General features: G+C 49.1%; 20 protein-coding genes. 11 read left to right on the top strand and 9 right to left on the bottom strand.

Annotated elements, in window-relative coordinates; all coding sequences use genetic code 11:
* Positions 1-72: 72 nt before the first annotated feature.
* Positions 73-768 (bottom strand): NAD(P)-dependent oxidoreductase, encoded by a 696-nt coding sequence (locus WH45_RS01420; protein ID WP_046212601.1) that lies wholly within the window; start codon positions 766-768, stop codon positions 73-75.
* 24 nt (positions 769-792) lie between these two features.
* Complete coding sequence (locus tag WH45_RS01425) at positions 793-1,086, bottom strand: DUF6509 family protein (RefSeq protein ID WP_046212602.1); 294 nt, start codon at positions 1,084-1,086, stop codon at positions 793-795.
* 880 nt (positions 1,087-1,966) lie between these two features.
* On the opposite strand from WH45_RS01425, the gene WH45_RS23695 reads away from it, so the two are divergent.
* The 7 genes from WH45_RS23695 (at position 1,967) to WH45_RS01455 (ending at position 6,856) form a co-directional block, all read left to right on the top strand.
* Complete coding sequence (locus tag WH45_RS23695; protein WP_200897646.1) at positions 1,967-2,140, top strand: hypothetical protein; 174 nt, start codon at positions 1,967-1,969, stop codon at positions 2,138-2,140.
* Positions 2,137-2,514 carry a type II toxin-antitoxin system death-on-curing family toxin gene (locus WH45_RS01430; RefSeq protein WP_046212603.1) on the top strand — a complete coding sequence of 126 codons (378 nt, stop codon included), beginning with the start codon at positions 2,137-2,139 and terminating at the stop codon, positions 2,512-2,514. The genes WH45_RS23695 and WH45_RS01430 overlap by 4 nt, the downstream gene beginning before the upstream one ends.
* 203 nt (positions 2,515-2,717) lie before the next feature.
* Positions 2,718-3,167 carry a hypothetical protein gene (locus tag WH45_RS01435; RefSeq protein WP_046212604.1) on the top strand — a complete coding sequence of 150 codons (450 nt, stop codon included), beginning with the start codon at positions 2,718-2,720 and terminating at the stop codon, positions 3,165-3,167.
* A gap of 156 nt (positions 3,168-3,323) precedes the next feature.
* On the top strand, positions 3,324-3,740 hold the full coding sequence (locus tag WH45_RS01440; protein ID WP_046212605.1) for a hypothetical protein: 417 nt from the start codon (positions 3,324-3,326) through the stop codon (positions 3,738-3,740).
* Positions 3,741-3,992: 252 nt separating this feature from the next.
* Positions 3,993-4,781 (top strand): copper amine oxidase N-terminal domain-containing protein, encoded by a 789-nt coding sequence (locus WH45_RS01445; protein ID WP_046212606.1) that lies wholly within the window; start codon positions 3,993-3,995, stop codon positions 4,779-4,781.
* Between the two features lie 165 nt (positions 4,782-4,946).
* Positions 4,947-5,492 carry a GNAT family N-acetyltransferase gene (locus WH45_RS01450; protein ID WP_235338217.1) on the top strand — a complete coding sequence of 182 codons (546 nt, stop codon included), beginning with the start codon at positions 4,947-4,949 and terminating at the stop codon, positions 5,490-5,492.
* A 455-nt stretch (positions 5,493-5,947) separates the two neighbouring features.
* A complete protein-coding gene (locus WH45_RS01455) occupies positions 5,948-6,856 on the top strand; it encodes a DMT family transporter (protein ID WP_046212608.1) in 909 nt (302 codons plus the stop codon).
* A gap of 98 nt (positions 6,857-6,954) precedes the next feature.
* On the opposite strand, the gene WH45_RS01460 is transcribed toward WH45_RS01455, so the two are convergent.
* Positions 6,955-7,713 carry an ABC transporter permease gene (locus WH45_RS01460; protein ID WP_046212609.1) on the bottom strand — a complete coding sequence of 253 codons (759 nt, stop codon included), beginning with the start codon at positions 7,711-7,713 and terminating at the stop codon, positions 6,955-6,957.
* Positions 7,710-8,462, bottom strand: a complete 753-nt coding sequence (locus WH45_RS01465) for an ABC transporter ATP-binding protein (protein ID WP_046212610.1) — start codon at positions 8,460-8,462, stop codon at positions 7,710-7,712. The genes WH45_RS01460 and WH45_RS01465 overlap by 4 nt, the downstream gene beginning before the upstream one ends.
* A gap of 214 nt (positions 8,463-8,676) precedes the next feature.
* Here WH45_RS01465 and WH45_RS01470 point away from each other — a divergent pair, with 214 nt between their 5' ends.
* A complete protein-coding gene (locus tag WH45_RS01470; protein ID WP_046212611.1) occupies positions 8,677-9,237 on the top strand; it encodes a guanylate kinase in 561 nt (186 codons plus the stop codon).
* A 147-nt stretch (positions 9,238-9,384) separates the two neighbouring features.
* Here the strand turns inward: WH45_RS01470 and WH45_RS01475 are convergent, their stop codons facing one another.
* Positions 9,385-10,260 (bottom strand): NAD(P)-dependent oxidoreductase, encoded by an 876-nt coding sequence (locus WH45_RS01475; protein ID WP_046212612.1) that lies wholly within the window; start codon positions 10,258-10,260, stop codon positions 9,385-9,387.
* A gap of 421 nt (positions 10,261-10,681) precedes the next feature.
* Here WH45_RS01475 and WH45_RS01480 point away from each other — a divergent pair, with 421 nt between their 5' ends.
* The 3 genes from WH45_RS01480 (at position 10,682) to WH45_RS01490 (ending at position 13,187) form a co-directional block, all read left to right on the top strand.
* Complete coding sequence (locus tag WH45_RS01480; protein ID WP_046212613.1) at positions 10,682-11,323, top strand: NAD(P)-dependent oxidoreductase; 642 nt, start codon at positions 10,682-10,684, stop codon at positions 11,321-11,323.
* Between the two features lie 213 nt (positions 11,324-11,536).
* A complete protein-coding gene (locus WH45_RS01485) occupies positions 11,537-11,881 on the top strand; it encodes a DUF3139 domain-containing protein (protein ID WP_046212614.1) in 345 nt (114 codons plus the stop codon).
* A 103-nt stretch (positions 11,882-11,984) separates the two neighbouring features.
* Positions 11,985-13,187, top strand: a complete 1,203-nt coding sequence (locus WH45_RS01490; protein WP_046212615.1) for an ROK family transcriptional regulator — start codon at positions 11,985-11,987, stop codon at positions 13,185-13,187.
* A 159-nt stretch (positions 13,188-13,346) separates the two neighbouring features.
* Here WH45_RS01490 and WH45_RS01495 read toward each other — a convergent pair whose 3' ends face one another.
* The 4 genes from WH45_RS01495 to WH45_RS01510 form a co-directional block, all read right to left on the bottom strand.
* Complete coding sequence (locus WH45_RS01495) at positions 13,347-18,482, bottom strand: DUF4132 domain-containing protein (protein WP_052723564.1); 5,136 nt, start codon at positions 18,480-18,482, stop codon at positions 13,347-13,349.
* A gap of 27 nt (positions 18,483-18,509) precedes the next feature.
* The gene (locus WH45_RS01500; protein ID WP_046212616.1) at positions 18,510-18,929 is read right to left on the bottom strand and encodes a hypothetical protein; all 420 of its coding nucleotides are present in this window, start codon (positions 18,927-18,929) and stop codon (positions 18,510-18,512) included.
* A 205-nt stretch (positions 18,930-19,134) separates the two neighbouring features.
* Complete coding sequence (locus WH45_RS01505) at positions 19,135-19,938, bottom strand: VLRF1 family aeRF1-type release factor (protein ID WP_046212617.1); 804 nt, start codon at positions 19,936-19,938, stop codon at positions 19,135-19,137.
* A 420-nt stretch (positions 19,939-20,358) separates the two neighbouring features.
* Complete coding sequence (locus tag WH45_RS01510; RefSeq protein WP_046212618.1) at positions 20,359-21,471, bottom strand: nuclear transport factor 2 family protein; 1,113 nt, start codon at positions 21,469-21,471, stop codon at positions 20,359-20,361.
* Positions 21,472-21,780: the final 309 nt, after the last annotated feature.

Consider the following 21,780-nt stretch of genomic DNA (forward strand, 5'->3'; position numbering starts at 1 on the left):
GGGCTGTGGCAAAAGAGAATTCTTTGCCATAGCCCTGTTTTTTGTTTTCCTGATTACTACATCGCTACTTAATTAATCAGCAATGCCTACGCGTGAACGAAGATACTGCCGATCCTGCAACTGCCGATAGGCAAAATGCGCCGTATCTCCCGTCGAGATGCGCGATCCATCTTCCGGCAGAATATCCTTTTCTACACGGTATTGCCCGGTATAGTCTCCATCTGGCAAATAGGTAGGACAGATTATCGTCCAGTCCAGTGAGGATTGCAGCAGCTGTTCATACACACTGCGATGCTCCTCGGCAGCACGGGTACTGCGCCGCTTGGACTCGAAGGACTGATAGCGGAACAGCTCCGGCTGGGTCCGGCTCTGCAAAATACCGGCAGTGCCTATGGTAATCAGCCGCTGGATGCCCTGCTGCTCCAGCAGCGGAATCAGTATCCGAGTGCTCGCAGAGAGAGTATCCGACCCATCGGTGCCGATCGCGCTGATAACGGCATCCACTCCGTGAAGTGCAGTAAGCAGATCATTTGGCTCCAATACACTCCCCGTGCAGATATGCAGCTGTTCCTCCCACCGGGCAGTGTCTTCCCCTGCTGGCAGATGGTACCGCCTAGCAAAATCCGGTTCCTGTATCGTCTGAAGCAATTGTTCCTGCAGCTTCTCCGGCGAGCGTACAAGTGTATGCACTTCATGTCCATTTCGCAGTGCATGCTGCAAAATCAGACGCCCTGTCCGGCCGGTTGCTCCCAATAGCAGAATTCTCATGAATAATCACTCCTGCTCCATGGATTATTCTTCAGCTTCATTCCAGTGCTGGCTGCAGAATTCGGCGAGTTCCTGCTCTTCCTCATCCTCAAGATCGAACTCCAGCAGACGATCGGTTCCTTTTTCGAGCAGGTCGTAGGTTACCAGCTTGCCCTGTTCACCGTCTACGCTATACACCGCACGGATATAGACACCGTTAGGTGTGTACAGATCGTCTTCTTCATCGATATTCAGATCCAGCATAAACTCATAACGCTTGCCGGTTAGAATCTGAAATGGATCGCGAATCCACTCCACCTGATAACTTGTAATTTCCATTAAATGTATACCTCCTGCGCATCGATTGGTGCGCTTAATTATAAAGTAGTGAGTATGGGCACAATACCGCGCCAGATTTATTATATCATGCTTGTAAATGGGGAATGAAGCGTTTATAGAAGAGTAGGAAGGATGGAGAAATATATTCCATATTCGTAAAAATTCTGAGTGTGATGGGTACTGCCGTATAGCTTTGCTATGTTCGAAAAGGCATGTGATTAGGAATTACATAAGGATGGAACTTTGAGCGTGACTTGGCATATAATTACAATAAAAAAGAAGTTCGTAAATACCTTGAAAAGTTTAAGTTGTATGAAGTTCGTAAATATTACGTTATATGCAACCTGAAAGACTGGGAACCCATTAGGGAAAGAATAACATGAAGAAGCGCCGAGTTCCTTATCGGCGTTTTTTGTTTAGGGTTAAAACCATTTAAAAAGCAAAGCGATTTATAGAGATAAGAACGATTAAGGTATGAGAAAAGAATCCAAATCGAAAGCACGGAGTCGCTTCCGATCAGACAAAGGAAAAAAGGAAGTTTGCAAAGCATTTTAAACCAAAGGGAATTTGAAAAAGATTGAGGAAGAACTAAAAAATCATTGGTGAAAGACAGAAAGAAAGCATAGAATTGAAGAAGGAAATAATCGAATAAGATTAAGAGAATTTGGAAGGTCACAGGCAGCATATAACATAACATTCACGCTGCGGACATACGTCCTGGGTCCGGCATTCGCCGGACACCCAGCATACGCTGGGTCGTGAATACAGGAACGTTATACGTAATACCGGAAAAACATATTTAAAAACTAGACCAGACAAAGAGTTAATTGATTTAACGTTTTGCGTTATACTATGAAGTAAGAATAGGAGGCGATTTATCATGAGCCTGGAGCAAAAATTGATTAACGATTTTTTGTCTTTACCCCAAGAAAAACAAATGGAAGTTATTGATTTTGTAGAGTTTTTAAAGATCAAAAATGCGTCTCAAACAGAATCTATGATGGACGACATTATTAATGAGAATTTAGAAGCTCTTAAAGAACTCGCCAAATGAAATCGATTACGATTGACCAATTGCTGATCTATCATCAAAAGATCATGAAGGTAACGGGTGGGGCGAATGGAGTCAGAGATCAAGGATTGTTAGAAAGCGCATTGGGTAAAGCTGAACAGACCTTTGATGGTAAAGAATTGTATCTAGGGCTAACAAGGAAAGTTTCTGTCGTGACTTTCTCCTTAATCAAAAACCATGGATTCGTGGATGGAAATAAACGTGTTGGAGTAGCGGTTATGCTACTTTTGCTTCGATTAAATGGGTATTCTATTCGATATAGTCAAGATGAACTCGTTCAATTAGGATTGGGAACAGCAGAAGGAAAATTAGATGAACAAGATATTGAGGAATGGATAATAAGGCATCGAGAATGAAGCTCGGTGTCTTATTCTATATCTTTTTGAATATTCAAAGAAGACCGGTATTACGTATAACATAATATTCACGCTGCGGGCATACGCCCTTGGCCCGGCATACGCTGGACACCCGACATGCGTCGGGTCGTGAATACGGGAACGTTAAGTGAAACCCTTGTAAAAGCAAACCCTAATTAAAGCTTAATAATGGATGTGAAGAAGTGGATAGTAAACTTGTAACGTGCACAAGTATAGGCGTGTATGGACACGCCCTTACTAAAGGGACAGTTTATCAAGCAGTGGCTGAAGAAGCCGATCGATATAGAATCTTTGGAAACCATAATAAGAGAATATGGATAGATAAATATTATTTTGCTGAGGGAGAAGTTGAAGTTCCTCTTTTAACTAGCTGGAAGTTTGATGATCGATTAGAAGACTTTGATTTAATTGAAGTAACGATAACCTTTAATAACGGAATGAAAAGATGGTGTCTAATCACAACACCGGAAAGATTGGTCGAACATTTTAAACAACCTCATTTAGATCCACCCGGGTTTAATATTCAGCACTTAATCATTGTAAGAACAATGAATGATAGAGATATTGAACAAACTTTAAAACACTTAGATGAACAAGGCGAGATCGAGAAAGCAACTCTATTTTTAGAATAGAAGATTCGAGGAAGACAAGGGCATCGCATAACATAATATTCACGCTGCGGACATACGTCCTTGGTCTGGCATACGCCAGACACCCGACATGCGTCGGGTCGTGAATACAGGAACGTTATGTGAAATTCTCGCAAAAACCTTAAAGGCGGAAAAAGCATGGATCATAAGTTTGCCATACGGATAAAAGGAAGAGAGCAGTTATTATTAGTTGGTAATAACTATTATTTTGAATTCAAAGATCCTGAAGAGACCTCTTTTCATTTACTTCGTTCAAAAGTTATGGATATATTTTGGAAAGATGCAGACAGCGGAAAGGTTTTTTTCTTTATTTATGTGTATGATCATAATGAAGATTATTTAATAAGTGATGAAGAAATTATTTCAGCTAAATTGTCTGATTTAACTGTAGGCAAGATTTACAAATTTATTCTGGACAATGGGTCTTCAATAACTGGTGAATTCATTGAACTAAAAAAGATAGGTGAAATAATACACTCAGTATGGATTGATATTGGTCGGCAACCTGTCTATTTAGATTATAGAGATATTACTGAAATAATTGAACAAACATAGATTGCTTATAATCTGCTCGAGGAAGGAAAGAACATCACATAACAACGTATTCAAGCATCAGGATGACGCCCTCGGTCGCAGACGTGGGTTCGAGGAAGTGGTTGCTGCGACAACTCCCTACGGGAGTTCGTAAATGCGATGAACGTTATACGACAATCTCTAAAAAGCACAAAAGAATAAAGTCAATACAATGTTGTTCTAATTAAATCACTGAAAATATAAATAATAAAATATCGAAAGGTTAGGATGCTTATGAAAATCAAATCGATGATTGTCGGTCTCCTAGGGGCTATGGTACTTAGCGCCTTCAGTACTGTAACGTCCACTGCCGAGGCTGCCAATGTTGTACCGGTTCATTTGAAAGTCGGAAAGTATTCGATCCTTTACACGCAGCCTGCTCCGCCTTTTGCCGACCAAGCGCATAGGGTGCAGGTTCCGCTTCGGTCGATCGAAGACCTGCTGGGCGGTAAGGTGAAGTATAACCTATCGTCCAAAACGGCAGATGTCGAGTGGATGGGTCATACCTTCCAATTCATGGTCAACTCCAAAATCGCTCAAATCGACGGGAAGACCGTACAGATGGACACAACTCCCGTTTTAAAGAATCAAGCCATGTTTCTTCCGCTCCGCTTCTTTCTCGATGCAACTGATGTGAAGTGGCGCTGGGACCAAGCCTCACAGCAGCTCATCCTTTCGGATGATCGGGTGGTCAAAGGAGAGCCTTTTGAAGACTTCATGGGAATGGATGTCACGAGCGTGAAAAATGAAAATGCGCTGGTCATTCAGTCGTATTCGATCAAAGGCAAGTATATGACAATAACGGCTCTGAATGTTTCGGGTCATACGATTCCGGCGGGTAAAGCGGATATTAATCCTCTGTTTCATTACAGTAACGGACAGTTTGGTATGGATCCCTATTCGCGATCTCCTGAGCCACCACTGAAGGCAGTAAGAAAGGGAGATACGGTGAGCAAGAAAATAAGAGGTAACATTACAAAAGATGTTGACTACGTGATTACGGTGGGACGAGAATTGAATTGATTGTTTATACCGGTAAACCAGCGTAAAAACCTACAAAAGAACCCACCGCTCTTCGCATGAAGAGTGGGTTCGTCTTTTGATCCGACATTCGTCAGACACCCGACATGTGTCAGGTCGTTAATACAACAACGTTATCTGAAAGAATCTGAATAGCAAAAAAATGGAGTGATTATATTGAATCAAATCCCAAAGAGTTGGAATACAAATAGACTTAGCATTTCTGATTTAACCAAGCAGGAAGTTCCAATCATTCAGGAGATATACCAAACAAGTACATATATGAATGCATGGGATGGTCGTGATTATGATCCGGATCATATCAGAAAATGTTTAATCAATGGAAATCTTCCGCCAGAAGGTTTACTGGAGAACTATAGAATACAAACGATAAGAATAACGGAAAATCAGCAACCCATTGGTCTAATCAGTCTATATCATGGATATCCAGTAGAACACTCCCTGTATCTTGAATTTCTATATATCCATGGAGACATCCAAAAGCAAGGATTTGGACAAGAGATCATAAAGGAATTCTCTTCAGTCGTTGCTGAATTAGGATATAAAGAAATTCGAATTAATGTCTCTACGAAGAACTGGCCAGCGTTAAGATATTGGATTAAATCCGGATTTAGTGAAGTGAATGGAATTTATGGTGATTCGATTTACTCGGAATCTAGCTTTTCCAATTTGGAACTAATGATGACTTTATAAGTGTCTCGCGAGGTCGGATTCCTTTAGATAACATGATATTCACGCTTCGGAGCCTGGCGGCGCTTGAAGTCAGTAGAACAGCGTGAATACGGAAACGTTATCTGTAACCTTAAAGACAGGGAAACCATAAGCGAAGAATAAGATGATGAAGCGCCGATTTCCCTATCGGTGCTTTTTGTGTAGAGTGCAAGACATTAGAAAATCCAAACAATTGACGACCTGACTTTGAAATCAACCAGATACGGCGGACAGCAAAATACAGATAGTTGATAAAAATAGTGTGATTCCGTCTGATATAGACCCTTACAGAATTCACAAAATCCATTTCATTAAATGAACATAGGTGCAATGCTTCTTGAACAATTGTTAAAACGGATGTATACTCATTACTTACATCATTAAAGCGCTTCATTTGGGAAGAAATGAAGCAGACGCTTAAAGGAGAAAAGATTATTTTGAAAGCACTGTCCAAAGGGCAAACTGCCCTCTTTTTGACGTTTCTTATTTTGATGTGGGGTGTGAACTGGCCGCTGTCCAAATACGGCCTGCAGTACGCTCCGCCTATTTTATTTTCGGGTATTCGGACGCTGATCGCCGGGGTGCTGCTGCTGGTTGTCGCTTTGCCCAAGCTGCGTGAACTGCGCTGGCGGCAGACATGGCCGATCTATGTGATCTCGGCAGTGCTCAATATTATTCTGTTCTATGGCTGTCAGACGATCGGTATCGCCTACATGCCAGCCGGATTGTTCTCGGCGATTGTATTCCTGCAGCCGGTACTGGTCGGTATCATGTCCTGGCTGTGGCTCGGTGAGTCCATGAATCCGCTCAAAGCGATCGGCCTCGTGCTCGGCTGCGCAGGCGTAGCCACGATCAGTGCAGGCGGATTTACCGGCAGTATCTCGGTGCTGGGGATCGTACTGGCACTGGCTTCAGCAGTGAGCTGGGGTGTTGGTACCGTCTATGTCAAAAAAGTCGGTGAACGCGTCGATCCGATCTGGCTCGTCACGATCCAGCTGCTAATCGGTGGCGTCGTCATGACTGCAGTCGGCAGCGGGACAGAGAGCTGGGCGGATATTACATGGAATGCGACATTTATCGGGGTGCTGCTGTTTATCTCGATTTTCGCAATTGCACTCAGCTGGCTCTGCTTTTTCCGGCTCGTTGGGTCGGGCGAAGCGAGTACGGTTGGTTCGTACACGTTCCTGATTCCACTCGTATCGATCATCCTGAGCGTACTGTTCATGGGTGAATCTGTGACCGTGAATCTGGTGATCGGTCTGGTGCTGATCGTCGTGAGCATTCTGCTCGTGAACCGGACGCCCAAAACCAAAGAAGTAAACGGATCATTGGAATTGAATAATTAATAAACAGAAAAGGCTCGGGGTGATATTTATGCAATCACTCCGGGCCTTTTTCATATGATGCTGCACAGCTGTAGTTAGGAGTGAACCTGCAAATAATCCTACTCCAGCGGCTTCAACAGAAGCTGCTGCTGCTTGTTAAACAGGCTCGGCGCGATCAGCAGACCGAGCAGAATACTCGTAATAATCGCCGAAGTCATCAAGGTGAAGACAATCAGCAGCTGAAATCTTACCGCGGTAATCGGGTCCGCACCGGCGATGATCTGGCCGGTCATCATACCGGGCAGCTGGACGAGTCCGATTGTCTTCTGGCCATCGATCGTCGGGATCATACTGGAGCGGACGGCGCTTTTGAGTACGGGCAGGATCGCCTGCCTTGGCGTGCCGCCCATCGACAGAATCACGATAATCTCACGCTGGCGCAGCTGCACTTCGGATTTGAGCCGGGTAACGAGCAGGCTGCTGAGCACCATGGAATTGCCGATAATCATGCCGCTGATCGGGATAATATAGCGGGCATGGGCCGGAATGATCCCCAGTCCCAGCATAATCGCCTGTGTAATAATCTCCACGACGACCAGCGTGGCGAAGATTTTGAGGGTAATATGCGGAATATTTTTGCCTTTTTTGGATACATTCAGTGCGGCGACGGTGATCATGAGTATGACGAACAATCCGACGACCCACAGATTCTCCAGGCCAAAGATGGCATTCAGCACATAGCCGATGATCAGCAGCTGCACTGCCGCCCGGATCATGGCGATGAGCACATCCTTTTCCAGTCCGAGCTTGAACGAGCGGGACAGCACCACAGCCAGCAGTACAAAGCAGAGCGACAGGCTTAATGCGAGTATGCTCATGAGGATTCCCCCTGCAAAAAGCGCTGCGCTTCCGTCGTCTGCGGCTGTGCGAAAAAGGCTGCCGCCGGACCGGACTCGACCAGCCGTCCATCCTGTAAAAACCACGTATACTGACTGACCTGGCGGGCCTGCTCCATCTGGTGCGTTACCCAGATCAGCGTCGTTCCCCGGACTTCGTTCAGCTGCAGCAGCAACCGTTCGATCACTTTGACCGAAGATGGATCGAGCGCCGAAGTAATCTCGTCCAGCAGCAGAATATCCGGCTGGCCGACCAGTGTACGCAGCAGAGCGAGACGCTGCCGCTGACCGCCCGACAGTTCCTGGGCCGGCCGGGAAAGCAGACTGGATGGCAGTTCGGCCTGTTCCAGCCAGCGGGCGGGATCGCCGCTGTCTGTTCCATGCAGCCGGCTGGCGGTCAGCAGATTGTCCTGTACGGTGCCCGGCAGCATCAGGGAATCCTGGAAGACCATGCCGACCGTCCGCCGCAGCCGGGTGATCGGCCAGCTATGTATGTCTTGGCCCTGAATGCGAATGCTGCCTTCATCCGGCGTCAGCAGCAGATTGCAGAGCGAGAGCAGGGTGCTTTTGCCGGAACCGGAAGGACCGATCAGGGTGGTGATGCTGCCTGCCGGAATCGTGCCGCTGATCTGTCGCAGTACCGGTACAGGTGCGGATTGATCGGGTCCGGGGAAGCTTTTGTTGACATTTTGAAATTGCACCGCAGGGGGCGCGGGAGTCACTGAATTCATAGGAAGGAGCACCTTTCCGAAATAATAAAATAAAATACGAATCCATACAGGTACGTCTTAAGCGGAGCGGACAGAAGCGAAAATAGCCAGCCCGCTTGTACAACTGATGGCTCATTTGTATAATACAGCATATTGTACAGAAATGATCAAAAGGAATAGACAGGATACAGCGCTTCAGCTGCTTGCTGTGTTCGATAGATCAGGAGGAACGCATATGTCATTTAGCATCGTTATATTCCAGGGACCGAGCGCATCGGGCAAAAGTACCCTGCAGGCGCGTCTTGGTCTGCCGCGCGTCGTGACCTGGACATCGCGTTCGCCCAGACCGGGCGAGCAGGATGGACGAGAGTATCATTTTGCCACAAGAGAGCAGATGGAGCTGATGCACCGGCAGGGACTGATGCTGGAGATCAGCGAATACCGGGGCAATCTGTACGGCACGTCGATCCGTTCACTGGAGGAAGACGGCCATCATAGCCAGGTACGATCCAGTGTAATGGACGCCCGGGGAGCCCGTTTGGTCAAGGAGCTGCTCGGTGAACGGGCGCTGCTGATCGGTGTCTCGGCCAGCCGCGAGCAGCTGGCACGCCGACTGTTTGAACGCAAGGTGAGTATCGAAGAGCAGGAGCTGCGGATGGCTTCCTTTGACGAGGAAATGGCAGCGCTCTCGCAGTGTGATCTGATTATCCGCAACGGCGATGGTCAGCTGCGAACCGCGGAGACGATTATCGATTACATCCGTGAAGGCATTCAGAAAAATCCATCCGGCGCATAACAGCCGCAGGATACCAGACAAGACGGATGAAAAACGGCATCTCTATAATAGAGTGCCGTTTTTTTGGTGTATTCCGGTTAGATCGGTCGATGACGATGCTGCCATTTTCATGAGTTCATCTCAGCCCATGAATATCGATGGCTCTGCTTACTTGCGATTCCGTTCCTGCAGTTCCAGCCAGATTGCTGCCATGTCCATATCGGCTTTGCCATGATGATTCGCTTCACTAAAAGTCTTGTCCGCCGCAGCAGCCAGTGGCAGATCGATGCCGTCACGGCGGGCTTCGTCCATCAGCAGACCGAGGTCTTTGGACAGCAGGCTGATCATAAAGGCTGCCGGGAACTGCTCATTCAGCAGCATGTCCTTTTTGGCATTCAGCATCGGTGTCGCTACAGCCGACTGGCCGATCATCTCCAGAATCTGTTCCCGCTGCAATCCAGCCTGTTCACCGACCACCAGCGCTTCGGCAATCCCCTGCATGGATACACCCAGCATCAGGTTAATCGCCAGCTTGGCGGAGCTGCCTGCACCGACATCCCCAAAATGAATCGTATGCTTGCCCAGAATATCAAAATAAGGCTGGCTCTGCTGCACTGCCTCGGTTGGGCCGCCTGCGAGAATCACGAGCTGTCCCTGCTGTGCAGGTGCGACTGAACCGGATACCGGGGCATCGACATAGATGCCTCCTGCCTGCCGGGTCTGTTCAGCCAGCTCACGCGCTTCGACCGGACTGATCGTGCTCATGTTGATAACAGCCGTTCCGGGGCGGATGTTCGCCAGAATCCCTTCATCGCCGCTGAGCACTTCGGTAACTGCATCGCCCTTGGTCAGCATGATGAATACCGCATCCGCTTCCGCAGCAGCGGCTCCCGGAGAGGGATGCAGTACTGCGCCTTCTGCCTGCAGCGGAGCTGCTTTGTCCGCAGTCCGGTTATATACGTGAACGGTGTGACCTGCCTTTACCAAATTGAGGGCCATCGGCAGTCCCATATGTCCTGTACCGATCCATGCCAGATTGTTCATGTGAGTACACTCCTTTACCTGTATCAAAATAGTATGTCTGGAGCATGGCATCATCTGCAGCCGCCAGCTCCATTGTGGTCATCAATCATGTACAACAAAGCATAACAGCTGCCCATTTTGCCAGTGCAATTGCTATTGAAGGCGGCACGCTTGAGTCATGCTCTATATAGGTTAATAACCACTAAAGACCAGCGCTTATCCTGCTTGATTGTATCATATCGTTTCTGCCGGAACAGTCAGAAGATCGGTGCAGGGTCTCATTGCTGCGAGATATGAAGTTGTCTTTTTCCGATGACAACAGGTTATGAAAAGAATCGGATTGACAATCCATCTACATGTAACTATAATTGTTACATGTAGAGCATGAACAGACTCATCTGCTGTTGCATGATAAATAATCCATTTCCAGGAGGAAACCACAATGAAAATTGCAGTTATCGGAGCTACAGGCAAAGCAGGATCACTGATCGCAGAGGAAGCACTGCGCAGAGGACATGAAGTAACCGCATTGGTGCGCAGCGCCGGCAAAGTACAGAACGACAAGCTGAATGTCGTAGAAAAGGATGCTACCGAACTGACTACAGAAGATATCAAAGGGTATGATGTAGTCGTTAATGGCTTTGCTGCACCGCAGGGACAGGAAGAGCTGCATGTCACCCTGGGTCGTCATCTGATCGATATTCTGAGCGGCGCTCCGGATACCCGCCTGATCGTTGTCGGCGGCGCAGGCAGTCTGTATGTGGATGACGAATTGATGACACAGCTGTACCATACACCGGATTTCCCGGATGCATACAAGCCTACCGCGACCAATATGGGCCGCAATCTGGAAGCGCTCAAGCAGTCTTCCGGCATTCGCTGGACATATGTGAGCCCGGGCGCTTTCTTTGATGTCGAGGGGCCACGTACCGGTTCTTATACACTGGGTGGCGAGAAAATGATCGCCAACAGCGAAGGCAACAGCTATTCCAGCTATGCCGACTATGCGATCGCTATCGTGGACGAAGCGGAAAAAGCAGCCCATGTGAACGAACGCATCAGCGTAGTGACCGAAGCCAAATAAGCATTAATATAGACCGCCCTGTCTCCCGATTGAGGATATTCCGCCTCGGGAAACAGGGCTTTTTGATGTATACAGCTGCCTTCAAGGCAATACTTGCTGAACGGAATCATCACCCTCTATAATTACCAAATGATGGTAGGGAGAAGGAGGTTCCTGCTGCACATCTCCTGCTATCCGAAGCTATGTCACACCATTTAATCCAAAGGAGGAATCATGAATAAACGGAAGCTGCAAAATATCATCGCGCTCATGCTGGTGCTGCTCGTGATTCTTGTACCTGTTACTTATGTACAGGCAAACAAACTCATCTACGCCGACCGGGTCAAGGAGTATCTGATCCAGCAGAAGCATTATCGCGAGCAGGATATCGCCTCCGTGCAGGGAGTATGGGGGATGAAGATGCCGGACTTTTACGTCAAAGTCATTTTCCGGGACGAGCCGTATGCGACCTATATCTACTATGCGCACAGACCGGTTATCCAGACAGATGTATGGCCCACCGATGGAGAAATCAGCAGGCCTGCGAACAGTGGACCCCTGAGACATCTGGAAAAATAGTTCAACTGTAAAATTCTCACAAATACATAGCATTCCCACAAAAAACCATATATAATGATTGAAAAACAATTCCGATCAGAATTATAGGGAATGGTGAATCGATATGGTAAAGCACATCAAAGGGATACCTTCTGTCAAAAAAGCGGTATATGATCTTATCGCCTCCCGGCGCCCTATTTCCAAAGCAGAGATCATGGAGCATTTTCAGCTGACGAGCAGCAGCCTGACCCGTCTGCTGGATGAGATGACCCGGGAAGGCTGGATTATGGAGTCCGGCTTCGGACAATCCACAGGCGGTCGGCGGCCGATTCTGTATCAGGTAAATGCAGGCTTCCGGTATATACTGGGGCTGGATATTTCGCGAATCTATTCGGTGCTTGGTCTGTACGATATGGAGATGAAGCCGCTGGAACTGGTACGCTGGAATATGGATGAGCAGATGACTCCGCAGCGCCTCGTGGAGCATGTGGGCAGACAGGTCCGTGAGCTGCTTGCCCATCATCGTATTCCCCATGAGATGGTGCTGGGTCTGGGTGTCGGCGCGGTCGGACCGCTCAGCCGGGAGCAGGGATTGATACTGAATCCGCTTTATTTTGCAGCGCCGGGCTGGTACAATGTGCCGCTGCGCAGCTGGCTGGCCGAAGCGACCGGTCTGCCCGTTATTCTGGAAAATGGAGCCAATACCGCACTCACCGGTGAACACTGGATGGTGCGCGGAGAAGATATCCGCCATATGCTGTACGTGCATGTGGGCACCGGTCTGCGCTCTGCGATGATCTCCAACGGTCGTATCGTTCACGGAGCGATCGATATGGAAGGCTCGATCGGACAGATGATCATCCAGACCGATGGCCCCCGGCTGCATGGTACAGGTAATTATGGGGCGCTGGAGGCTTTTGCTTCGGTGCAGGCGGTAGAGCAGCAGGTCCGCGCACGCAGCAAGATGAGCCGGGCGCAGTGGAGCGGAGGCAATCTGGCGATCAAGCCGGAGGCGATTAACTTTGCCACCATCGCTCAGGCGCTGGAGGAAGGCAATGAGTATGTACGGGAGATTTTCACCCAGTCGGCGGCCTATATGGGTATCGGGCTCGCCAATCTGATCAATACACTTCATCCCGAGCGCATTATTCTCGGCGGTGTGATGATCAGTGCGAGCGATCTGTTTTACCATACGGCAATCGCGGTGGCAGAGCAGAACATCTATTACTCGGACAGCTATCAGCCGGAATTCTCGCGCGGGATTCTGCAGGAGACCGCTGTATCGACCGGAGCGGCGGTTATGGTGTGGAACGAGATGGATATGTAAGGATAGGAAACGAAATAAAGCAAGATGGATATGTAATAGCTCTACCAAATAAAGCACCATCGTCTGCTCTTTGAATGTAAGGGCAGATGATGGTGCTTTGTTATTATATACAAAATCGTATGACTACCCTGATTGGTTATAAAGAAAAGCAGGATCGCTTTAGCTTTGAAGCTGCTTCAGGATCAGCGGGTCCTTGATCTTGGTATCCTGGGCCAGCATGACGATCTTGGACAGGATCTCGGCGGTACGCGGGTCTTCATCCATAAAAGGCAGGAAGATCCGGCCGCGATGCTGGGAATGTACCGGGATAATATTCAGCGCACCGGCAGCCTGCTTGTACACGATCGCGCTGCCCAGATGAATGCTGTAATGACCAAGACTGCCCTGAATAAGCGCGTGATTATTCTTGATCTGCACATTGCTAATCTTCATCAGACGCAGCGATTCTTCCACAATCGCCCGGCGCATCTCGATGGTGGACAGGCTGGCTTCCGGATCAACGCCGCCGACATGGGCGACACTGACCGCCAGATCGATATCCCGCATCACCTCGGAGAACAGGACGGCTGGAACCTGCTCCAGCGGAACCGGCTTGTACGTCGTCCGGTCATGGAACTGTACGGTCTCCAGTGTCGGAGCTTCCGTATCGGCCGGAGAGAACCAGTCAGCCATGGCATAGATGCTGGCGATCAGATTGTTACGATAGTCCACCTTCTGCAGTCCGTCCTCATAGCTGACGGTCCAGCCGCGTCCGCGCAGCAGGGCGACCGTTTTGTTCGGTTGCACCTGATGACCGGCATAACGCCGGGATACCGTACCGCTGGCTTTTTCATCGTCATTGAGCAGATACAGCTCGCGGAATACCTGTTTGAAAGGTTCCCGATTGCGCTGATCCGGACGGTCAATCTGCTTGGCATGGAACTGGTGCTGTATCAGGTCACGCTGGAACAGATGCCAGTGTCCGCTTTGGTATAGATGAAGCGGATGGGCGATAATGACTTCATCTCCCGGCTGTAGTCTGTGTTCGGTATAACCTGCCACTGCTGCCGGGGAAGTGCCGGAGCCGGAAAGCGTAGGTGCAGACTCGCTGCTCTCCCCATCCATAGCTGTACCGACAGGGTTCTCCCCGGCTGCCTGCGGCGTAAGCAGGCAGGAGGCTTCGCTGTTAATATAGCCCAGTGTCTGTCCGCTGCGGAAGACGAGAGAGCGGAAGAGCGGCGCCAGCACCGGATTCTGCTGGAGTCGTCTGACTTCTTCGGTAGTGAAGACCGTCTGATTCACCATGGAGCGTTCCAGTTCACTGCGCGCACGCCGGTACTGGTCGGTCAGTTCGGTCTTCAGCTCCTTGAGCCGGATGATGTATTCGTGTTTGTTCAGCCGGGACGGGACGGATTTGAGCGGCTTGCCGCCTTTGACTGCTGTCATGCTGGTCTTGCCTTCCGGATCAATCTCCAGCCGGGCATACAGTCCGTCTTCTATTTCATGCGGATTGAAATAAGCGAGCAGCTCATCGACTTTGCGTGCTTCCATATCCCAGGTCAGGCGTGTGACATCGGCATAACCGGCGTTGCGTGCCAGATTGTCCAGAGCGATGGCAGAGGCGGCCGCTTCACTTGCCCGGCGCTGGGCGCCGAAGCTTTTGCTTTCCTTGAGGAACTGCTGTACGAATTCGTAGCGTCCGCGGATATCCTGCTCCCGCTGCTTCTGTGCCAGCGGAATCAGCGTGTAGGCCAGCAGCTGGTCTTTGTTGCGCTTGGCCGCTACACTCTGCCGGGTCTGCTCCAGATCCAGCTGCCCCCGCGCCGCATCCGCAAACAGCTGGCTGCGCCGGTGATTGGAGCCGGCCGAGATATATTTGGCTGCGTCATACAGCAGCTTGAACCGCTCTGCACCGAGTTCCTGATAAGCCTGCTGGAACCAGTTCAGGTCAAAGGCACCATCATTGAACTCCTGCGGTGTGATCGGCGAATAGTGAGCGACGATCGTTTCCTTTTCGGCCGAGAAGGTCTCGTTGATATGAGCGTGGAAATACCAGGCTGCACTGCGCAGTCCCTGCCAGTTCAGATGGGCAGCGATAATCTCGATCCACTGCGGCGCATACATGGCCGCTTCCAGCAGGCGCTTCTCGTTAACCGGGTAGGTCTTCAGCAGTTCGGCGAGTGTCTGCTCGTTTTCTTCTTTCAGCGGATAGCTGTTTTTCAGCAGCTGGCTGAATGTTTCTTTCTTGGTGGTATTGTTATAGCTGTAAATATAGCCCCGCACAAAAGTTTCCTTTTGCAGATGGGACAGGATGGAGAGGAAATACTCCATACCATCGATCCGCTGGATCGCCATCGCCAACCGTGTGACTTCGGTTGGCAGTTCCCCGCGCTGCAATTCGATATCCATAATGCGGGCAACAGCCTGTTCAGCAAGCGGGCGGATGCTCGGGAATTGTTCCAGCAAATTATACTGGGTGGACGGACTGGTCATGAGCCGGATAAAGTCCTGCGCACGTTCACCCACCAGCATTTGCTTGTACAGTTCATTGGTCTGGATGATGCCCATCTCGTACATTCTGGCGTAATCATCGACTCCCAGATGGGTATAGGAGATATGATGAATATCCAGCGGCCGCAAGTTGTAGAGCGTATGGAAGCGCCGCCGGGCAGAATCTTCATTATATGAACGGCTGCGCAGCAGATTGACCCACGGATCTGCCAGCAGCATGAGCACACCGCCATCCGGTTCCAGATGCTCGGCCGGGAAGTCCTGCATCAGTCGGTTCAGAGCCAGATGGGCGATATCGAATACGTCCTGCTTATCGCTATCTTCCAGGTAGGCAACGAGCAGCGAATCGATCTGCTCGTTGTAAGGCAGACGATCATACCAGTCACGGATCTCGATCATCTGCTCTACCGGATAAAAGGAACGGATGAATTCGCCCCGCCAGCCTTCCAGCAGGATATGGTTCTTCAGCTCGTTATATTCCATGGCATCGGAGAAGTATCGGTACAGCTGGTTCAAGTTCTGATCCAGGCGATCCGTCTGTGTATAGAGCAGCAGCTGCAGCAACCCCAGATTATCCAGACCGCTCTGATCCAGATATTCCTGCCATACCCCGGTCAGTGGATAGCGTTCCAGTTCTTTGGACAGATCATCGTCTTCCACGATCCGGTTCCGGTAAAACAGCGGCTGCAGTTTGTTGCCAAGCAGCAGTGTATCCTTGTAGTTGCTGTAATATTCGACCTCGTATTCATGGTCACGGTGTTCATGAATCAGATCATTCAATCCCTGCAGAAACGACATGATCTTGTCCTGCTTCAGTGTGAACACCTGTGTATTCATATCGAAATGGCGTGTGTCCGGCGGGATGTTCAGCCAGTCTTCGACCAGATTCGGATGGCACAGGCCGTAGCCGTTAGCTGCCGTGTATTCGGCCGTCTGGTTAAGCTTCGCCAGCAGTGTCTTCTCCTTGGGAGTCGGGCTGGTGAGCGACTCAGTCATTGCAGCCAGCCGGTCATACTGCTGCTGACGCTCCGGTTTGCCCTGCAGCTCGGTGATCGTCTCCAGCGCAGCGAGCCGCTGCAGCTCACTTTTGCTGCCCAGCAGCCGTGCAATGACCGGTTCCAGCAGTTCTCCCGGCTGAACCAGCAGCAGCTGGATGGCACTCTGACGCAGTGATCCGGTCTTCAGCTTGAGCAGATCCTCGATCAGTCCCAGCTCGGATTCGTTCCATACGAATGTTTTGGTCAGCTGCAGCGCCTTATCCCGGTTGGACATGCTTTTATCGGTCAGGGCTGCGAATACAAACTGGCGCTGCTCGGGATCATGGCCATCCCTGCTGACTACATAATCAAGCAGGGTGCCGCGCATATCCGGACTCATCCGATCCCTGAGCTGCAGAATCTCCCCGATCATCTGTGCATCCATATCATAAGCGGCGAGATAGATCAGCTTATGGAGGAGCAGGTCGGAAGAGTACTGGATCGTAACGCCATCCAGCACGCTCGAGGAGAAGCTGATCTCGCGCTCGTTCAGTCCCAGGTAAATCTCCCTGATCCGTTCGAAATCCTGCACCCGGTCAGATTTGGCTTCCAGCAGAGGAGTACGGGGAACCCGCATCACACGCTGCGAGTCGCTCATGCCGCTGATGAAATCCCACGTATATTCGCATTGATAGCTGTAGTTGTTCAGCACCCAGTACAGCAGCTCTCCATCATGCTCCTGCAGATGGGGACGGGCAATGCGCAGACGCAGTTCCTTGTTCTGGCTGTTGCTGAGCACATACAGGGCGACGATTTGCTGATAGCGCACTCCGGTATCCATCAGGTACTGGATATGGTCATACAGCTCCTGTTCTTCATGTACAGCGGTCGCCCACAGGCTGATGTAGATTTTGTTGGCATTTTCGTCGCCAAGCCATTCCCGGCGAAGGGAATGGTCTGCCAGCGCTTCGTACGCCTGGCGGATCAGCTGTCCGGCTACACGTGTATTCGCTGCCTCGAGCGGCAGTCCTGTCCACGTACCCAGCGCCCTGACGATAGCGCTGTAACGGATCAGATCATGCTGCAAAATCGTATCGATCAGCATCATGGAAGCTTCCAGCGTACCCTGATCCAGCATCTCGGCGATCGACTGACGCAGTCCTTCCTGCAGTCTGGCAGCCACGAGCAGCTCGTTGATCATCCGGTGAGCGTCGGAGCGGTGGGACATGAGCATACCCTGAATGACCGGATAGGACAGCAGTGCAGTCTGATTATCTCCGTAAATGATCTCGTGCAGTGCCTGCCGCACCTGTTCGTTATCCCGGTCCAGCTCATAGGCGATCAGATCGGGAATGGCTTCCTGATTTACCCGGTAGTCTGAGATCAGTGGGTAGCTGCGATCAGCCAGCAGGGTCATCAGATCAAATCCAAAACCATGCAAGGACAGCAGGGAGATCATTTTGCTCAAAATTTGTTCCTTATGTAATGTGAGATCCTGGGTGCGATAGGGGCGGCGGTAATAGCCACTGCTGTATGGATACTTGGTCGCATGGGCGGTAATATAGCGGAAAACTGCTGCCGTCTGTTCATCGGTCAGTGCCGCTATCACCCTGACCAGCGGTTCGTACAGTGCTTCTCCGCTGTCTTGTGCCAGCAGCTCCAGGCGCTGCATCAGCCGGGCAATCTCCTCCTGCTGGTTGTGAACATATCTGCTCTGATACAGTTTGACACAGCTGTCCGCGATTTCTTTCCACGGCCCGGTCATCGCTGCTGCACGTTCCTCGATCCGGCTGATCGACTGCTGATACAGTTCATCCATGGTGCTCATTATTCATTCTCCTCTCCATACTTGGTCTTACCACATGCTGCCTGCCAGCATGGTCAGGCGAATAAAGGCCGCTTCATCTCCTGGAGCCAACTGTACGTTCTCGTCCAGACCGGTGACTTCCTGCTCCCGCAGAAATACTTTATATAATCCATCTTCAAAAGCGAGCAGTGCCGTATCTACAGCCTGCTGTTCTTCCGGCAGACGATCATCATGAATCTCCTGAAAGCCGACTTTGCCGACCTGTGCCTGCTGCTCGATATCATGGCTTGTCAGATAAGGGATAAACGAAGCATCGGTCTGCTTCTCCCTGAACTGCCGTACATTTTCCTGTACGATAAAGGTAATCAATTCCCGCAGCGTAGCAGGAGTCGCAGCAAGCTCCAGCGGCTGCCGGGTGAGCCAATTTTTGCGGCGTCCCAAACTTTTGACCGTTACGTAAATCAGCATGGCCGTCCTCCTTCATGAAAATATACTTTTATGATACACCAATAACCTTAGCATATCACAATCCTTTTATAGGAACAAACGTTCTGTTTTTGAGTATGCGGAGGGGAATAACACATAGAAAACACCAAAAAAGCCCTCCCACAAAATCGACTGCGACTCTGTGGAGGGCTGTTGTATTCTTATGGAAATGACAAGGACAGTGACATCAGGATTGCAGCACTGCGTATGCTTCCTGCAGTACTTCCTGCGGCTTCATATTGCTCAGATTCTTCGGCACAACGTGAACGGAGATCCGGCTGTTCAGTGCTTCCTTGACCTGCGAAGCGATCTGCTTTTCACCGCTGAGAATAATCTCATCCCACTGATGCTCACGGGCCAATTTCTCGATAATCGGTGTCAAACGCTTGATCCAGCGGGGACGGATAACATCCCATTGTTCCGTGTAATTTTCGCGCTGCTTGTTCACAGTGGATTTGAGGTCGCTGATATTCTGACTGGCACGTTCCCGCCAATCATCATTGACCATATCCCATTCATAGTAATATTCCTTGTGAATCTCGCATAACAGGCTGTCGAGTACGGTAACCGTATCGTTGCTAAGCTGCAGAATTCCGGCAGCCGGACAGCGTGACATCAGGGCTTGCAGTTCTTCCAGATGCGGCTCGGACTCAAAGTAAAAGGCATTGGGCACACCGGTCTGTATCTTTTCGCAGAAGAATAATCCTCCGGACGAATCGGCTACGATGATCAGGCCCTTTTTCATCTCGGTTCGGCTGTTTTCCACCTTTTCCTCGACTTTGGCCTGAAGCTCCAGCAGCATGTCCAGATATCTCGGATCTTCTCCGGCTTGCGTATACTCGGCGAGCTTTTTGAAACCGTTCTTGAGGCGTATCTTCCATTCCGGCTGGGTGTTGGCAGTTGGCTCAGTGTTCAGATAGATCGTCAGGAAACGTTCTGCCGATTGGGCAGAGTACTTCTGAAGTGCTTTCCAATTTTCCATAAATCCCATTGCAGTACCTCCTCAAAGAGAGTTCCTTTGTCTTTACCCGTCTGCGCATACACCCAAACTTTTTTAACAATAATTTCAAAAAAATATAATCCAAAATGAACTTCTATCAGCCAGGATGTGTCTGAAAGCTAATTACTGAGTGAGTTTGAAAATGGAGGCTGCATAAATAAAAGGTAAGAACAACTTTGCTAATTTGTCATAACACGTGACCATACGGCGAAAATGCTTCAGTTTGTTGAAGAAACATTCTATCCAATGACGTTCTGTGTACAGATGCCAATCCACTTTCCAGCTGGGAGAACAGAAGGACCTTGGTTACACGGAACAAAATCAGGGGAAGTATCCGGCGCCGGATACTTCCCCTGATATGTTTCTGTACTCACCAAGCAAATCGTTATTCGGGAATTTCACACACTTGACTTATTTTGTCCAACTTTCAATCACTTTTAAGTTATCGCCATCCTGCGCGAAGTGCAGGAACTGCATAACATCACCGGCAGTTTTTTCTCCTGTCGTTTTGTCTTCATTGGTAATTCTGTAATGAATGGCCGCCCAATCTCCGCTGATCAGCATATTATCAAAATGAATACGCTTTGTATCGGTCGAATCGGCAACGTCCTTCATAGAAGCTTTGTATTCGGAGAGGCTCAATGTGTCGTTATTCGTATGATACTGCAGGTTGCTGTCATAATAGGTATCTGCCCATTTCTCCCAGGAATCGAAACCCTGGTTCCATTTTTCGAAATCGTTCAATATAACGTTCTTAATCTTCTTGCCCATATCGGTCTGAATTGGCGTAGGATTGGTAACGGGATATTTGACTTCAAGATCCGTTGTATCAGGGATCTTTGCATTGACAGTGGCATCTAACGAAGCCTGCTGTGCTGCTTTCTCATCGTCATTCTGGAAACTTGTCAAAGCCTCAAAATCTTCGCCCTTCGTTCCAGCCCAGCCTTCCACAACTCGAGTGCCCAGCTTATCTCCATAGTCTTTGAAGTGGACAAATTCCATTACACTTCCATCCGATGACTTTTGCTTCTGTCTGTCGGTCGTTGAGATGTCATATCGAATGGCGGCCCAGTCGCCCGAAATAATCATATTATTAAATTTCCCCATCTGTATATCACTGGCTTTCAGCAATGCGTTCATGGAAGACTGATATTCCTTCAAAGTGAGTTTAACACCATGAACATTATAAAGAGAATCTGGGGTGTAAAGAATGTCGCCCCATGCTTCCCAAGTATCATATCCTTTGTTCCAATTTTCAAATCCGTTAAGCAGTCTATTCTGGATGTTTTTTTCCATTTCAGTTTCGATCGGGGTAGGATTGACGATCGGGAAACGAGCCGCTAATTCTTCCGTGTTATCGTAGGAATCAGAGACATTTACCACAGATTCAGTCGAGTTGGTGGTTGCTACTTCCTTCGTAGTGCTCGAGGGTGTGTTCGTTTTTGCTTCACATCCCACACCAGATATGAGAATGGCCATAGCTGTCATACTCATCGCAAACGTCTTAATCCTGTTTTTTTTCATATTAATTTTCCTCTCCCACTGTATGATATAAAATTATTGTATAGTTTGAGGAATTCTGCAGCATCGTACAAAAGGGCATTATGCTCTACCTTTTTGGGAACTAAAGATTGTCATTTTGTAAATTTCCACATACAAAAGTTCACTTAGGAAGATGGAGAATAGATGAACCGATTGATATGAAAGACCATGCTACTCACAAGGTTGTCTCTATAGAGTAGTAATGAAAATGATAAACAGCAGTTGACTGGAGCCGCATAAGCGTCTATACTAATCATTGTTATTAAAAGTAAGTATATTATTAATAGTGTT

Source organism: Paenibacillus wulumuqiensis (genome assembly GCF_000971965.1).
Classification (GTDB): domain Bacteria; phylum Bacillota; class Bacilli; order Paenibacillales; family Paenibacillaceae; genus Saccharibacillus; species Saccharibacillus wulumuqiensis.

What these genes read in the sequence shown, in the direction of transcription:
- WH45_RS01440 (WP_046212605.1), top strand. Translation starts at nt 3,324, where the DNA reads ATGGATCATAAGTTTGCCATACGGATAAAAGGAAGAGAGCAGTTATTA.
- WH45_RS01485 (WP_046212614.1), top strand. Translation starts at nt 11,537, where the DNA reads ATGAATAAACGGAAGCTGCAAAATATCATCGCGCTCATGCTGGTGCTG.
- WH45_RS01490 (WP_046212615.1), top strand. Translation starts at nt 11,985, where the DNA reads ATGGTAAAGCACATCAAAGGGATACCTTCTGTCAAAAAAGCGGTATAT.
- WH45_RS01500 (WP_046212616.1), bottom strand. Translation starts at nt 18,929, where the DNA reads ATGCTGATTTACGTAACGGTCAAAAGTTTGGGACGCCGCAAAAATTGG.
- WH45_RS01425 (WP_046212602.1), bottom strand. Translation starts at nt 1,086, where the DNA reads ATGGAAATTACAAGTTATCAGGTGGAGTGGATTCGCGATCCATTTCAG.
- WH45_RS23695 (WP_200897646.1), top strand. Translation starts at nt 1,967, where the DNA reads ATGAGCCTGGAGCAAAAATTGATTAACGATTTTTTGTCTTTACCCCAA.
- WH45_RS01460 (WP_046212609.1), bottom strand. Translation starts at nt 7,713, where the DNA reads ATGAGCATACTCGCATTAAGCCTGTCGCTCTGCTTTGTACTGCTGGCT.
- WH45_RS01430 (WP_046212603.1), top strand. Translation starts at nt 2,137, where the DNA reads ATGAAATCGATTACGATTGACCAATTGCTGATCTATCATCAAAAGATC.
- WH45_RS01445 (WP_046212606.1), top strand. Translation starts at nt 3,993, where the DNA reads ATGAAAATCAAATCGATGATTGTCGGTCTCCTAGGGGCTATGGTACTT.
- WH45_RS01480 (WP_046212613.1), top strand. Translation starts at nt 10,682, where the DNA reads ATGAAAATTGCAGTTATCGGAGCTACAGGCAAAGCAGGATCACTGATC.
- WH45_RS01495 (WP_052723564.1), bottom strand. Translation starts at nt 18,482, where the DNA reads ATGAGCACCATGGATGAACTGTATCAGCAGTCGATCAGCCGGATCGAG.
- WH45_RS01465 (WP_046212610.1), bottom strand. Translation starts at nt 8,462, where the DNA reads ATGAATTCAGTGACTCCCGCGCCCCCTGCGGTGCAATTTCAAAATGTC.
- WH45_RS01475 (WP_046212612.1), bottom strand. Translation starts at nt 10,260, where the DNA reads ATGAACAATCTGGCATGGATCGGTACAGGACATATGGGACTGCCGATG.
- WH45_RS01510 (WP_046212618.1), bottom strand. Translation starts at nt 21,471, where the DNA reads ATGAAAAAAAACAGGATTAAGACGTTTGCGATGAGTATGACAGCTATG.
- WH45_RS01470 (WP_046212611.1), top strand. Translation starts at nt 8,677, where the DNA reads ATGTCATTTAGCATCGTTATATTCCAGGGACCGAGCGCATCGGGCAAA.
- WH45_RS01505 (WP_046212617.1), bottom strand. Translation starts at nt 19,938, where the DNA reads ATGGGATTTATGGAAAATTGGAAAGCACTTCAGAAGTACTCTGCCCAA.
- WH45_RS01420 (WP_046212601.1), bottom strand. Translation starts at nt 768, where the DNA reads ATGAGAATTCTGCTATTGGGAGCAACCGGCCGGACAGGGCGTCTGATT.